Source organism: Rhodococcoides kroppenstedtii, from assembly GCF_900111805.1.
GTDB lineage: Bacteria > Actinomycetota > Actinomycetes > Mycobacteriales > Mycobacteriaceae > Rhodococcoides > Rhodococcoides kroppenstedtii.
In genome coordinates this window covers 350650-364904 of the sequence record NZ_FOJN01000002.1, presented here as the reverse complement: position 1 = coordinate 364904, position 14255 = coordinate 350650, and the positions used below count along the sequence as shown (strand labels likewise).

At 72.1% G+C, this 14255-nt stretch carries 10 protein-coding genes; 2 read left to right on the top strand and 8 right to left on the bottom strand.

From position 1 onward, the window contains the following. Positions 1 to 34: 34 nt before the first annotated feature. On the bottom strand, positions 35 to 1510 hold the full coding sequence (locus tag BMZ18_RS03795; protein WP_068105804.1) for an aminotransferase-like domain-containing protein: 1476 nt from the start codon (positions 1508 to 1510) through the stop codon (positions 35 to 37). Here BMZ18_RS03795 and BMZ18_RS19300 point away from each other — a divergent pair. Further along, entirely contained in the window at positions 1509 to 1721 is a 213-nt protein-coding gene (locus tag BMZ18_RS19300) for a hypothetical protein (protein WP_068360200.1), read from the top strand. The genes BMZ18_RS03795 and BMZ18_RS19300 overlap by 2 nt on opposite strands. 9 nt (positions 1722 to 1730) lie before the next feature. Beyond that, entirely contained in the window at positions 1731 to 3521 is a 1791-nt protein-coding gene (locus BMZ18_RS03790; RefSeq protein WP_068360202.1) for an NTP transferase domain-containing protein, read from the top strand. On the opposite strand, the gene BMZ18_RS03785 is transcribed toward BMZ18_RS03790, so the two are convergent. From BMZ18_RS03785 to BMZ18_RS03755, 7 genes are all read right to left on the bottom strand, one after another. Further along, positions 3463 to 4221 carry a sirohydrochlorin chelatase gene (locus BMZ18_RS03785; protein WP_068360204.1) on the bottom strand — a complete coding sequence of 253 codons (759 nt, stop codon included), beginning with the start codon at positions 4219 to 4221 and terminating at the stop codon, positions 3463 to 3465. The genes BMZ18_RS03790 and BMZ18_RS03785 overlap by 59 nt on opposite strands. Then, positions 4218 to 5426, bottom strand: a complete 1209-nt coding sequence (locus BMZ18_RS03780; RefSeq protein WP_082894858.1) for a uroporphyrinogen-III synthase — start codon at positions 5424 to 5426, stop codon at positions 4218 to 4220. The genes BMZ18_RS03785 and BMZ18_RS03780 overlap by 4 nt, the downstream gene beginning before the upstream one ends. Beyond that, the gene (nirD, locus tag BMZ18_RS03775; RefSeq protein WP_068360219.1) at positions 5423 to 5824 is read right to left on the bottom strand and encodes a nitrite reductase small subunit NirD; all 402 of its coding nucleotides are present in this window, start codon (positions 5822 to 5824) and stop codon (positions 5423 to 5425) included. Before nirD ends, BMZ18_RS03780 begins: the two co-directional genes overlap by 4 nt. A 101-nt stretch (positions 5825 to 5925) precedes the next feature. After that, entirely contained in the window at positions 5926 to 8421 is a 2496-nt protein-coding gene (nirB, locus tag BMZ18_RS03770; RefSeq protein ID WP_068101857.1) for a nitrite reductase large subunit NirB, read from the bottom strand. Beyond that, complete coding sequence (locus tag BMZ18_RS03765) at positions 8418 to 9995, bottom strand: FAD-dependent oxidoreductase (protein WP_074921777.1); 1578 nt, start codon at positions 9993 to 9995, stop codon at positions 8418 to 8420. The genes nirB and BMZ18_RS03765 overlap by 4 nt, the downstream gene beginning before the upstream one ends. Next, entirely contained in the window at positions 9992 to 12130 is a 2139-nt protein-coding gene (locus BMZ18_RS03760; protein WP_068362381.1) for a molybdopterin oxidoreductase family protein, read from the bottom strand. The genes BMZ18_RS03765 and BMZ18_RS03760 overlap by 4 nt, the downstream gene beginning before the upstream one ends. Continuing rightward, positions 12127 to 13524, bottom strand: a complete 1398-nt coding sequence (locus BMZ18_RS03755) for a nitrate/nitrite transporter (RefSeq protein ID WP_139203835.1) — start codon at positions 13522 to 13524, stop codon at positions 12127 to 12129. The genes BMZ18_RS03760 and BMZ18_RS03755 overlap by 4 nt, the downstream gene beginning before the upstream one ends. Positions 13525 to 14255 lie beyond the last annotated feature (731 nt).

Below are 14255 nucleotides of genomic sequence, written 5' to 3'. Positions count from 1 at the left end.
TGCTCGCGGGCGCCGATCCGCTCGTGGACCACGGTCACACCACCGCCTCGGGAACCGCGCGCGACGGGACCCGTTCCCTCGGGCCGGCGTTCGCGCCACCCATGAGCTCGGCCAACACGGCCACGGCGTCCTCGATCTCCTCGGGAGTGCGCGTGAACGGGATGCGCTGGCAGTCGTCGAACGCGTAACCGGTGCCGAATCGGGTTCCGGGGGCGAGCATCAGGCCACGCTCCCGCGCGCGATCGACGAGCTCCGTCGACCGCTCCCCCGCGGGCAGCGTGCACCAGAGCGACAGTCCGCCCGACGGCGACCGGAACGACCAGTCCGGAAGCGACCGGGTCAGCGCGGAGGTGAGCGCGTCGCGGCTCGCCCGCAGCTGATCGCATCGATGCGCGACGACGGCCTCGTAGTCGCCGAGCAGCTCGATCGCGGCGTACTGGTCGATCAGCGACACCGTCAACTGGCGCGCGCTGTAGACGGTCGCGACGGCGGCCAGGTGCGCCGCGTCGGCCCGGACCCACCCGACCCGGAGTCCGCCCCACACGGACTTGCTGAGCGACCCCACGGTCACCGCGGCGCGATCGGGCACCGGGGCGCCGAACGGTTCGGTCGGTCCGTGTCCGTCGAGGTCGAGGTCGACGGACACCTCGTCGATCACGGTCACCACACCGCGGCGATGGAGAGTCGCGGCCAGGCGACGACGCGTGTCGGTCGGCAGTACCGTGCCGGACGGGTTGGCATGATCGGGCATGAGGTAGGCGAGTACCGGATCGTGCTGCCGCGCAGCACGATCGGCGGCATCGACGAAGGCGTCCGGATCACTCGGATCGAGGGCGACGGGGATGCAGGTCGCGCCCACGGCACGGAGCGTGTCCAGCGCACCGGGGTACGTGGGGTGCTCCACCAGGACGCGGTTACCGGGCCCGACGAGCGCGGCGACCACCGCGTGGATCGCGTCGGTGGCGCCCGCGGTGATCATGATCTGGTCAGCCGTCGTCGGCAGACCCCGAGCGGTGTAGCGCCGCGCAATCGCCTCCCGCAGGCGGAAGGCCCCACCCGGCACGTACCCGGGGTGCGCCGACGTAGTCGCGATCCCGCGGGCGGCTGCCTCGTACGCGGCGCCGAGGAAAGACGACGCGGGCGGTGCGGCGTTGACGAACTCCAGGACGTCGGGCCCGTCACCGGTGACCAGCCGGCCCCAGGGACGGGTGTCCGATCGCGGAACCACGAACGTGCCGGCCCCGTGCACCGACGTGAGCACGCCCTGCTCGCGAAGCTCCCGGTAGGCGGAGGCGACCGTGACCCGCGAGACCCCGAGGACGCGGGCCAGCACGCGCTCAGACGGCATGCGCGCGTCGGCCGCGACGGCACCGTCCTCCACGAGCCGCTGCAGATCGCGCGCCAGGCTCGCGTACATCGGCCCGACGCGTCCGAGCACAGCGGTCATGTCGAGGCTCTGCGCGAGTGTGCGGGCCGTGACGGACTCCCGGAGGCGGGACGGTTCGGTCATGAGTCCACTCTCGCACAGTGGACCGCTCGCGGACACCCTCGACCGGTCCACACTCGATTCCATGATGTTCGGTGGACTGCTCTTCCTCCTCGTACTGGCCCTTCTCGCCACGGCAGCGACGGTGCGCTCCGGTGGCCGATGCGCCCCGGCCGGCCCGCCGCGTAGCCACGTCGTCGGCGGCGACGCGGTCGACGGACGACGCCTGCACTAGGCTCGGGTGATGCCGGAACGCTCTCCTGGCGTCGACGCGATCGTTCTCGCCGGAGGTCGCGGCTCTCGGATGCCGGGCACCGACAAGGTCCTCGCGACGGTCGACGGACGCACACTCCTCGGCCACGCTCTGGCGGCCACGGCGTTCTGCGATCGGGTCGTGGTCGTCGGTCCGCGCCCTCCCGACCTCGATGCCCCCGCCGCGACCGATCTCCGATTCACCCGCGAGACACCGCATTTCGGTGGTCCCGTCCGCGCACTGCGCGCCGGACTCGCGGCGATCGAGCGGGGCGAGGAGTACGTGACTCCGTCCGACGACGACGTGGTTCTCACGGTGTCCGCCGATCTGCCGTTCGTTCACGAGAACGCGCTGCGCAGCCTGGTCGGCGCCCTTCGCTCCCGGGAGGCGGACGCCGTGTTCGCCACCGACGGCGCGGGCCGCGTCCAGTACCTGGTCGGCGCCTGGCGCCGCGGCGCGTTGCAGCGCGGTGTCGCCGCCGCGCTGGACGGCGTCGACGACACCATGGAACGCGGGCCCTCGGTGCGTGCGGCGCTGCCACAGGCCACGGCGACGCTCGCCCTCGACGACGTCGAGGACGTCGACACGCCCGAGGACCTCGCGGCGGCGCGCACCCGGGCCGAGCGGCTCCCTGATCTCGACCGCGCGCGTCGGGCGATCCGCGCCCGCCTCGCTCCCCTGCCGAGTCGACCTGGCCGACCGTCCGATCATTCGGGTGGGTGCCTGGCGGACCCGATGGTGGCCGTGCGCCCGTTCCCGCACTTCGACACCTCTGCGATGGACGGGTGGGCGGTGGCCGGACCGGGACCGTGGGTGGTCGACGACCGCGTCGTCGTCACCGCCGGAGCCGGCGGGACGACCGCCGTCGCCGACGGACGGGCGGTCCGCATCGCCACCGGTGCACCGGTTCCCGTCGGGACCACCGTGATTCGCGACGAGTTCACCGTGCGCTCGGGTGCCGACCTCCGCCGACGGCCCGACGCCCCGACGCGCGACGACGCCCGACGGGTCGGCGAGGACTGGGCCGTCGGGGCGGTACTCGCCCCGGCCGGTCACCCGATCACTCCCGCCCTGGTGTCGACGGCGCTGTCCGCGGGCGTGGAGTCGGTGTTGCTCCGCGCTGCGCCGCGCGTGGACGTGGTGCTCTCCGGTGACGAACTGTCGGACCTCGTGGACCCGCCGCCGGGGGCGATTCGCGACACCGTCGGTCCCGTTCTGCCGCAGTACCTTCGGTGGTGCGGCCTGAACCCGGCGTCGACCCGCCGCTGCCGCGACACCGACGACGACTTCGACGCGGCGCTCGCCGACGGCGACGCGGACGTGGTGGTGATCGTGGGCGCCACCGGGTTCGGCGCGGCAGACCCGCTGGCCGGTGCACTGGCCCGCGCCGGTGCCCGTCCGATCGTGCGCGGACTGGCGTGCCGCCCGGGCGGCTCGACGTCGGTGTCGGTGACACCGTCCGGTCGCCTCGTGATCGGACTCCCCGGCAACCCGTTCGCGGCGGTCGCTACCGCCTGCGCGATCCTGCCGGACGTCGCGCGAGCCCTCACGGGCGGACGCGCGCCGCGACGCCAGTACGGCCTTCCGGCACAACCGATCTCGTCGTCCCCCGTCACGCGCCTCCTGCCCGCGACGACGACGGAGGACGGACGGTGGCGCGTCGCGGACTCCGTTCGCACGGCCCACCTGGCCGCGCTGGTGGACTGCGACGCGCTGGCGGCGGTCAGTCCCGGCCGGGAGCCGACCGATGCGGTCGAGATCGTGCCGCTGCCGCCGAGATGAGGTCGACCCCGGCTCGATAGCGGGCCACCACCAGCTCGGTCACACCCGGGTGCACGCCCAGCGGTTCGGTCACTCCGGCTGCTCCCGTCGCACCGAGCCGGGTGTGGAACAGCCCCGGCGCCAACAGGTACGACGCGATGACGACACGATCGCCCTCGGCATGTGCCGTCGCCACGACGTCGGCGACGCGGGGCTCCCCGGTGGCGACGTAGGCCACCTCGACCGGACGACCGACCACGGTCTCGAGCTGATCCGCGGCGGTCCGGACGTCGGCCAGCGCTCGCACGTCCGACGAGCCGGCCGCGGCCAGCACCACCCGATCCCCGGGCCGCAGACCCGTCTCCCGGAGTCGCTCGCCCAGCACCCGTGCGAGCGCGGGGTCGGGGCCGATGGCCGGCGTGACGTGCACGTGCCGATGACCGCTCTCGGTGATCTCGCGCGGCAGATCCGCGTGCACGTGATATCCGGACGCGAGGAACGCGGGGACGGCGATCACCGGCGCGTCGGCCGGGAGGTCCCGCAGGACGTCCGCGGGCGAGGGTCCGAGAACGTCCACGAACGCCACCCGCACCGACGGGCCGGGCCGGGAATCGGAATCGGACAGGACGACCGAGACGGCATCGGCCAGCCGGGCGATCGTCTCGACGCCGGCGGGGTTGCGCGTGCCGTGGGCGACGAGCAGCAGAACAGGATCGGTCACGGCACGCGCTCCTCGTGGTCGACGGTGGGGACACCGTCGTCGGGCGACGGGTCCAGGTCCAGGCGGTACCCCCGCTTCACGACGGTCGCGATGGCGCCCGGGGCGTCGAGGGCCGACCGCAGCCGGGCGACAGCGGTCTCGACCGCATGGGTGTCGTCCCCACCGCCGGGCAGTGCCGCGAGCAGGTCCTCGCGCGACACGACGGCGCCGGGGCGACGGGCCAGCGCGTCGAGGACGGCCAACCCGGCGCGGGGCACCGCACGCGGCTCCCCGTCGACGAGCACCGTGGTCGCGAGCATGCGCAGGGCGTGGCCGCCGCAGTGCACGGTGGGAACGCGGGCCGGCAGCTCGTCCGCCACGTGCCGCACCAGCGCACCGACGCGGGCACGCGCGGGAGCCGTGGTCGGAATGCCCATCGCGTCGAACGGTCCGGCCGTGACCGGTCCCACGCAGACCGGTACCACTCGGGTCCGGAACGCGTGTTGGAGCGGAGCGACCAGGCCTGTCTCCGCCGCCCGCATCATCATCGACGCGACCGCGGGGGCGCTGGTGAAGGTGACGGCGTCGAGCTCGCGGCAGACCGCCGCCTCGATCAGCCGGTCCATCGGTGCCGGGTCGTCCGGCGGCACCCACCGGTACACGGGCACCGGGACGACGGTGGCGCCGGCGTCGCGTAGCCCGTCGCAGAAGTCCGGCAGCGGTTCCCACTCGGTGGTGGCTCCGTGCAGCTGCACCGCGACGCGCAGTCCGCGGACCCCGTCGGCGAGCAGGTGCGAGAGCACCTCCGCGGAGGATTCCGATTCCGGGGACCACTCCTCGCGCAGGCCGGCGGCGCGCAACGCCCCGGTGGCCTTGGGGCCGCGGGCGATGACCCGCCCGGCCGAGAGCGCGCCGAGCAGCTCGTCCGCCATGCCCCATCCCTCCGCCGCCTCGACCCAGCCGCGGAACCCGATTCCCGTGGTGGCGACCGTCAGATCCGGCGGCGCGGCGACGATCTCGCGGGTCCGAGCCTCGAGTTCGACGTCGTCGGCCAGCGGCACGAGGCGGATGGCCGGCGCATGCAGCACCTCCGCGCCCCGCCGCGTGAGCAGCGTCGCCAGCTCGTCGGCCCGGCGCGCTGCCGTGATTCCGATCCGGAACCCGGTCAGCGGGCGGTCGGGGTCGGCCACTCCCACCGGAGAGGAGGGGTCGGACGATCGAGTCACGGCGTGGAGTACTCCGTTCCGCTCGTGCGGGGCCGGTCCGCGACGGCGATCAGACCGTCGCGCACCCGGACCTCGTAGGTGTCCAGAATGACGGTGGGCTCGTCGAGGCAACGGCCGTCCACCAGCGAGAATACCTGCTTCAACAGAGGCGAGGCGACGGTCGGCTCGCCGGCCCGGTCCCCCACCAGGCCGCGGGACATCACGGCGGCGCACCCGAAGGGGTCGATGTTGTCGACGGCGTACACGCTGTCGTCGGTCAACCGGAAGACGGCCACCTGCCGTCCGTTCGGCAGCAGGACGGCGGCGCCGCGGCCGGGAACGAGAAAGTCCAGGCGCGCGGCGGGAACCCACCGGTCGGTCGAGTGCGAAGCAACGGGACGGGAATCGATGACGGTCATGGATACCTCCTGGAGTGGTGACCCGCAGCCAGTTCTACGGGGCAGGTGTTTCTCGTCGGTTACGGCGCCGTTGCCCGTGTGTGTGGTCCTGACGGTCGGCCCTAGCGGGTGGTGCTCGGCATCCCCAGCAGCACCGGAACCTTGCGGGCCCCGGACTCGTCGAAGGCGACGGTGGGGTCCGGCTCGGCGGGGGCGTTGACGAACGAGACGAACCGCGCCAGCTTCTCCTCGTCCTCGAGAACGCCCTTCCACTCGTCGCGATAGCCCTCGACGTGCGCGGCCATCGCCGCCTCGAGGTCGGCCGCGATGCCCAGGGAGTCGTCGCAGACCACGCTCCGAAGGTGATCGAGCCCGCCCTCGAGGCTCTCGATCCACGGTGCCGTCCGCTGCAGCCGGTCCGCGGTGCGGACGTAGAACATCAGGTAGCGATCGATGTAGCGCACCAGCGTCTCGTCGTCGAGACCGGAGGCGAGCAGGACCGCGTGCTTCGGCGACTGTCCGCCGTTGCCGCCGACGTAGAGGTTCCAGCCGCTCTCGGTGGCGATGATGCCGACGTCCTTGCTGCGAGCCTCCGCGCACTCGCGCGCGCAGCCCGAGACGCCGAACTTGATCTTGTGCGGTGCCCGCAGACCCCGATAGCGGTGTTCGAGATCGACGGCCATGCCCACCGAGTCCTGCACGCCGTACCGGCACCAGGTCGAGCCGACGCAGCTCTTCACGGTGCGCAGGGACTTGCCGTAGGCCTGACCGCTCTCCATACCGGCGTCGACCAGCCGCTTCCAGATCGCGGGCAGCTGCTCCACCCGGGCTCCGAACATGTCGATGCGCTGGCCGCCGGTGACCTTGGTGTACAGACCGAAATCGCGAGCCACCTCGCCGATCACGATGAGCTGTTCCGGCGTGCACTCCCCGCCCGGCATCCGGGGCACCACGGAGTACGTGCCGTTCTTCTGGATGTTCGCGAGAAAGTGGTCGTTTGTGTCCTGCAGCGCGGCCTGCTCGCCGCCCAGGATGTGCTCCGACGACGTCGACGCCAGGATCGACGCCACGACGGGCTTGCAGATGTCGCACCCGGCGCCGCGACCGTGCGCCGCGACCAGGCCGGAGAACGTCCGGATCCCGGTGGCCGACACGATCTCGAACAGCTCGCGTCGGGACTGGGAGAAGTGCTCGCACAACGCCTTCGACATCTCGACACCCGCCGCGGCCAGCAGCTGCTTGAGCGAGGGCAGGCAGCCCCCGCACGTGGTGCCGGCGGTGGTGCATCCCTTGAGCGCGGCCAGGTCGCACGCACCGTCCGCGATCGCCGAGCAGATCGCGCCCTTGGTGACGCCGTTGCAGGAGCAGACCTCCGCGTCGTCGGGCAACGCCGAGATCCCCATCTTCTCGCCGGCCGGCGAGATCAACGACGCCGGATCGCCGGGCAGCGGGCGGCCCACCATCGGCCGCAGCGTCGCGTACGCGGACGCGTCGCCGACCAGGATGCCGCCGAGCAGGGTCGAGGCGTCGTCGGACAGGACCAGCTTGGCGTAGGTCCGCTTCGCGGCGTCGTTGAGCACCACCTCGAGCGCGCCGTCGGTGACGCCGAGTGCGTCGCCGAAGCTGGCGACGTCGACACCCATCAGCTTGAGCTTGGTGGACAGGTCCGCACCGGGGAATTCCGCTGCGCCGCCGACCAATCGGTCGGCCACGACCTCAGCGGTGGAGTATCCCGGCGCCACCAGCCCGTAGCAGCGTCCGTCGACGGCGGCGCATTCGCCGATGGCCCAGACGTGCGGATCCTCGGTACGGCAGGTCGTGTCCGTGAGGACGCCGCCGCGCTCGCCGAGGGGAAGCCCGGCCTCACGAGCCAGGGCATCGGCGGGGCGCACGCCGGCCGAGAAGACGAGCAGCGACGCGTCGATCACGGTCCCGTCCGCCAGGGTGACGTCGATACCGTGGCCGTTGTCCGCGACTGCCGACGTGCCGACGCCGGTGTGGACGACGACACCCAGTTCGGAGACCAGCCGCTTCAGCAGCGCACCGCCGCCCTCGTCGACCTGCAGCGGCATCAGTCGCGGTGCGAACTCCACGACGTGCGGCGTCATGCCCAACTGCCGCAACGCATTCGCCGCTTCGAGTCCGAGCAGACCGCCGCCGACCACCACGCCCACCGCACCCTCGCCCGCCGCGTCGGCGCAGGCGCGAATCCGGTCGAGATCGTCGACGGTGCGGTAGACGAAGCAGCGATCGAGGTCGTGGCCGGGCACCGGCGGCACGAACGGGTACGAGCCGGTGGCCAGGATCAGCGCGTCGTACGCGACGGAGTCCCCATCCGAGGTGACGACGACGCGTCGGTCGCGATCGACCGACACGGCCCGTACCCCGGTGCGCAGCGTGACGGCGTCGTCTGCGGCGTACTCGTTCCCGGCGAGCGCAAGCTCGCGGTGGTCCCAGGTGCCCACGTAGGACGACAGGCCCACCCGGTCGTACGCCGGGATCGGCTCCTCGCACAGCACGGTCACGGTCCAGTCGCCGTCGGTGTCGCGGGCACGCAGCGCTTCCACGAATCGGTGGCCGACCATGCCGTGTCCTACGACGACTGCGGTGCGGGTCATGTCGAGCTCCTCACGAGACTGGTGGGGCGGGGATCGGGCGACGAAGCGGGGGCGGGTGGATCGGCGGTGGGTGGGTCTGCGGTGGGTGGATCGGCGGTGGGTGGATCGGCGGTGGGTGGATCGGCACGGTGCAGCCACTCGCAGAGTCCGTCGACGGCCGAGACGCAGCTGCCGCAGCCGGTGGTGGCGCGGGTCGCCTGCGCCATCGCGGCGGTGGTGTGACACCCGCGTCGCCAGGCCGCCACCAGGTGCTTCTTGGTGACGGTGTTGCAGCGGCAGACCACGGCCGCGTCGGGCATGGTCGACGGCGAGGTCGTCTCGGCAGGACCGCCGGCCAGGTGCCCCAGCAGCAGGGTCATGCGGTCGCTCGGGACGGGTGTGCCGGCGTCGAAGTACTGGCCGAGCGTGCCCACCACCTCGGGGTTGCCGAGCATGACGGCGCCGATCAGGCGGTCCTTGCGGACGAGCACCTTGGCGTAACGGCCACGGGTGGGGTCGCTGAGGGTGAGGACTTCGGTCTCGTCGTCGTCGGGCGTCTCGACGCAGCCCATCGAGGCGAGGTCGATGCCGTGCGCCTTGAGGCGCGTCACCACGGCGCTGCCCTCGTAGGCGGAGCCGTCGACGCCGCACAGGTCGTCGGCGAGGACGGCTGCCATCTCCCAGGCCGGCTGCACCAGTCCGTACACCTCGCCGCGATGCTCGGCGCAGTCGCCGATCGCGCGGATGTGGGGGTCGGAGGTGCGCAGCCGGTCGTCGACCACCACGGCGCGCCCGACGGTGAGTCCGCACGCGACGGCGAGGTCGGTGTTCGGGCGGGCGCCGGCGGTGACCACGACGAGATCGGCGTCGACGCACGTGCCGTCGGTCAGGTCGACCTGCAGCGCACCGTCGACGTGTCGCACGGCGGCGGCCCGGGCGCCCAGGGCGATGTCCATGCCCAGTTCCCGCAGGACGCGGGCGAGGACGGCTCCCCCGGCCCGGTCGAGCTGCTTCTCCATGGGGTGGGTCTTGGGATGGACGACGGTGACCTGCGCGCCGCGCAGCGCGGCGCCGCGGGCGGCCTCGACGCCCAGCAGGCCGGCACCGACGACGACGACGCGGGATCCGGGCCCGGCCGACGCGGCGATGACGGCACAGTCCTCGAGCGTGCGGAAGGTGACGACGCCCGGCGCCGGCTGCCCGTCGTCGTCACGCAGACCCGGGACCGGCGGCAGCGCCGCGGACGAGCCGGTGGCGAGGACCAGCGTGTCGTAGGTGTCGGTGCGACCGTCGGATCGGGTGATCGTCCGGCGCGCGCGATCGATACCCGTCACGCTCACCCCGAGGTGCGTCCGGTCGGCGTGGTCGTCGGCCCACGACGAGGGACGCAGCCCGATGTCCTCGGGGCGCAGTCGACCCGCGACCACGGTGGAGAGCAGGATGCGGTTGTACGCGGGGTGCGGCTCGTCGCCGTACACGACCACGCGGACGCGCTCGCCGGCCGGGTCGCGGCGGAGAACCTCGTCCTGCAGCCGTGCGCCGGCCAGACCGTTGCCGACCACGACGACGCGGTGCGGTGCGGTGGAATCGGTCATGACGCGCGCTCCAATCGCACGGCGGCGACCTTGAATTCGGGCATGCGGCTGGTGGGATCGAGAGCGTCGTTGGTCACCAGGTTGGCGCGCTCGGCCCCGGCGAAGTGGAACGGGAGGAAGACGGTGTCGAGCCGCATCGTCGCCTCGGTCTTCACCCGGGCGCGGGTGGTTCCGCGACGTGAGACGACGGACGCGGCGTCTCCGTCGGCGAGGCCGGCTCGCTCCGCGGTGTCCGGGTGGACCTCGACGAACATCGGTCCCGTCGCGTCGACCAGCTCGGCGACGCGGCGGGTCTGAGCGCCCGACTGGTAGTGCGCGAGGACCCGGCCCGTCGTGGCGAGCAGGGGGAAGTCCTCGTCGACGGTCTCCGCGGGTCCGACGTGATCGACCACGGTGAATCGTGCACGCCCACTGGGGGTTCGGAACCGGTCGAGGAAGAGTCGCGGTGTCCCCGGGTGATCGACGGCGGGGACCGGCCAGTGCAGCGCCTCGCCGGCGTCGAGCCGCGCGTAGGTCACTCCGGAGTAGTCGGCCGGGCCACCGGCCGAGGCACGGCGGAGTTCCTCGAACGCCGTGGCCGCGTCACGCGGGAAGCGGTCCGCGGGCTGGCCGAGCCGCTCCGCCAGGTCCGCAAGAATGTCCAGCTCACCGCGAGCGCCGTCCGGAGCGCGAAGTGCCCGGCGGCGACGCAGGATTCGCCCTTCCAGGGACGTCATGGTGCCCTCCTCCTCCGCCCACTGGAGCGTCGGCAGCACCACGTCGGCGCGAGCAGCGGTCTCGGACAGGACGAAATCCGTCACCACCAACAGCTCGAGGGCGTCGAGGCGGTCGACGACGTGCGCGGCACGGGGTGCGGAGACGGCGAGGTTGGACCCGTGCACCAGCAGCGCGCGCGGGCCGTCGGCACGGCCGAGGGAATCGAGCAGTTCGTACGCACTCCGGCCCGGACCTGGTAGGTCGGCCGGGTCGATACCCCACACGCCCGCGACGTGCTCTCGCGCGGCGGGATCGGAGATCGATCGGTAGCCGGGCAGCTGGTCCGCCTTCTGCCCGTGCTCGCGTCCGCCCTGACCGTTGCCCTGCCCGGTGATAGCCCCGTAACCGGTCCCCCGGTTGCCGGGCAGACCGAGAACCAGCGCCAGGGCGATGACGGCGGAGACCGTGTCGGTCCCGGACGCGTGCTGTTCGGCGCCGCGTGCGGTGAGAACGTAGGCACCGGTCCCGGCGTCGCGGGACTCCGCGAGGGCGCGGACGGTCTCGCGCATCCGCGAGACCGGAACCCCGGTGACCCGCTCGGCCCGCTCGGGCCACCACTGCGCGGCCGTCGCCCAGTAGGCGTCGAACCCCTCGGTGCGCTCGTCGAGGTAGTCGCGATCGGCGTAGCCCTCGACGACGGCGAGGTGCGTCATACCCAGGGCGAGAGCGAGATCCGTTCCCGGCGAGAGCTGGAGATGCACACCGCCGGCCGCGAGCGCCCGGTCGACCGTCGGGGTGCGTCGTGGATCCGCGACGATCAGCCCCCCGGCCGCCGCGGCGGTGGCGAGGTGCGCGGTGAAGGGCGGCATGGTCTCCGCGACGTTCCCGCCGAGGATCAGCACGGCGCGGGCGGATCCGATGTCCGACACCGGGAACGGCAGGCCCCGGTCGAGTCCGAACGCCCGGTTACCCGCGGCCGCGGCCGACGACATGCAGAAGCGACCGTTGTAGTCGATGTTGGAGGTGCCCAACGCGACGCGCGCGAATTTGCCCAGCAGGTAGGACTTCTCGTTGGTCAGGCCCCCCGCCCCGAACACGCCCACCGAATCCGGCCCGTGCTCGGCACGGAGCTTCCTCAGGGTGCTCGCGACCAGGTCGAGTGCGTGCTCCCAGGAGGTGGGGACCAGATCCCCGTCCACCCGGACGAGCGGAGTGGTCAGTCGATCCTGGACGCGCAGCACGTCGGCCGCCGTCCATCCCTTGCGGCACAACCCGCCCCGGTTGGTGGGGAACTGCCGTGGTTCGACCGTCGCCGTCGCGGGTCCGTCGCCGGTGACCGTCATGGCGCACTGCAGTCCGCAGTAGGGACAGTGCGTGGCGGTACCGACGGCCGCGGGCTCGCGCCGGTCGGTGACCGGACCGATCTCGACGACGGTCATACCGCCACCGTTGCGCGATTCGACCGGCGCAGGTAGACCCCGTAGGTCACCCCGGCGCAGGCGACGTAGAAGCCGAGGAAGACCCAGAACGCGTTGGTGGCGGACTTGTCCGCGCCGGTGTAGGCCGCTCGCAGGACCAGGTTGATGCCCACGCCACCCAGGGCGCCGACGGCACCGGCGATGCCGATCAGCGCGCCGGACATGGTGCGGGACCAGGCGGCCCGCTCCTCGGCGGTGGCCTCGGTCATCGCCGCGGCCTTCGCCGCGAAGATGGCGGGGATCATCTTGTAGACCGACCCGTTGCCCAGCCCGGACAGGACGAACAGGGCGATGAAGCCCACCACGTACGCGGTCATCATGGTGCCGGTCGCGGCGCCCGGTGAGGCGTCGTCGATCATGCCGGTGGCCACCAGGATGCCGGCGGAGAAGATCATCGCCACGAAGGTGTAGAGCGTGATGCGTCCGCCGCCGAGTCGGTCGGCGAGCTTGCCGCCGATCGGTCGGGACAGCGAGCCGAGAAGCGGTCCGAGGAACGCGATCTGGGCGGCGAGCAGCGAGGCGCGCGCCTGCAGAGCGGGAGTGACCGGGCCGCCGTCGGTGAGGCCGGCGAGGAAGTTGATCTGCAACACCTGCCCGAACGCGAAGCTGTAGCCGATGAACGAGCCGAATGTGCCGATGTAGAGGAACGCGATCCACCACGAGTCGGAGTGGCGGAGAACGTCGATCATGGAGCGGCCGTTGGTCTTCTGGTTGTCGAGGTTGTCCATGAACATCGCGGCGCCGACGGCGGCGATCGCGATGAGCACGAGATAGACGGCGCAGACGATCTCCGGCGCGGTGTTGCCGACGGTCGCGATCACCAGCAGGCCGAGCAGCTGAATGACCGGGACACCGATGTTGCCGCCGCCCGCGTTCAACCCCAGGGCCCAGCCCTTCTCACGCTGCGGGTAGAACGCGTTGATGTTGGTCATCGACGACGCGAAGTTGCCGCCGCCGAGGCCCGCGAACGCCGCCACGATCAGATACGTCGTGTACGAGGCGGGGTTGACCATGAACCACAGCGTCAGCACCGTGGGGACCAGCAGCACCAGCGCGCTGAACACGGTCCAGTTGCGGCCGCCGAAGGTGGCGGTGGCGAAGGTGTACGGAATACGCAAGACCGCACCCACCAGCGTGGGGACGGCCACCAGGAAGAACTTCCCGGCGGGATCGATGCCGTAGACGTCCATCGGCATGAACAGGACCATCACCGACCAGATCGACCAGATGGAGAAGCCCACGTGCTCGGCCACCACCGACCAGATCAGGTTGCGACGGGCGATCTGCTTGCCGCCGGCCTCCCAGGCCTCGACGTCCTCGGGGTCCCAGTGAGCGATGCGGTGGTTGTGCACCACCGGGGCTGCGGACGTCGGTGCTGTGGACGTCGCTGCGTTGTGGTCCGACACACTGGTCACGGACGGCCTCCTGATCTCGGGGAAGCCCAAAGATAGGAAACTCGTGTTGCGGGAACGCTTCTGGTTGTGACCGGTCGATGAATTCGACCTCACGCTCGCAGCGGGGGCGCGGTGAGGTCGGTGTTACGGGGTGCTCGGTGCGCGACTGCGCCGGGTTCGAGCTGCGCTGCGCACCCGCGGTCGGCGAGATCCGCGGCAGTTTCGGTGATGCGCGCGGGTTGCAGCTGCGTCGGATCGCTGGAACCGGCGCGGCTCGGGTTCACGCTCGGCCCGTGCCGATCCGCGCGACTTCCAGTGATCCGCGTCGGCTGCAGCTGCGGCGGATCGCTGGAACCGGCGCGGATCGGGTTCACGCTCGGCCCGTGCCGATCCGCGCGACTTCCAGTGATCCGCGCGGGTTGCAGCTGCGGCGGATCGCTGGAACCGGCGCGGATCGGGTTCACGCTCGGCCCATGCCGATCCGCGCGACTTCCAGTGATCCGCGTGGGCTGCAGTTGCGGCGGATCCCCGGAACCGGCGCGGATCGGGTTCACGCTCGGCCCATGCCGATCCGCGCGACTTCCAGTGATCCGCGTGGGCTGCAGTTGCGGCGGATCGCTGGAACCGTCGCGGATCCGACCGCCCCCTGTCGCTACTGCGCTTGGTCCGGAGTCGGCGCGGATCGGGTCCAC

Coding starts and splice junctions, on each gene's coding strand:
- BMZ18_RS03795 (WP_068105804.1), bottom strand. CDS start 1,510: ATGACCGAACCGTCCCGCCTCCGGGAGTCCGTCACGGCCCGCACACTC.
- BMZ18_RS19300 (WP_068360200.1), top strand. CDS start 1,509: ATGAGTCCACTCTCGCACAGTGGACCGCTCGCGGACACCCTCGACCGG.
- nirB (WP_068101857.1), bottom strand. CDS start 8,421: ATGACCCGCACCGCAGTCGTCGTAGGACACGGCATGGTCGGCCACCGA.
- nirD (WP_068360219.1), bottom strand. CDS start 5,824: ATGACCGTCATCGATTCCCGTCCCGTTGCTTCGCACTCGACCGACCGG.
- BMZ18_RS03765 (WP_074921777.1), bottom strand. CDS start 9,995: ATGACCGATTCCACCGCACCGCACCGCGTCGTCGTGGTCGGCAACGGT.
- BMZ18_RS03790 (WP_068360202.1), top strand. CDS start 1,731: ATGCCGGAACGCTCTCCTGGCGTCGACGCGATCGTTCTCGCCGGAGGT.
- BMZ18_RS03760 (WP_068362381.1), bottom strand. CDS start 12,130: ATGACCGTCGTCGAGATCGGTCCGGTCACCGACCGGCGCGAGCCCGCG.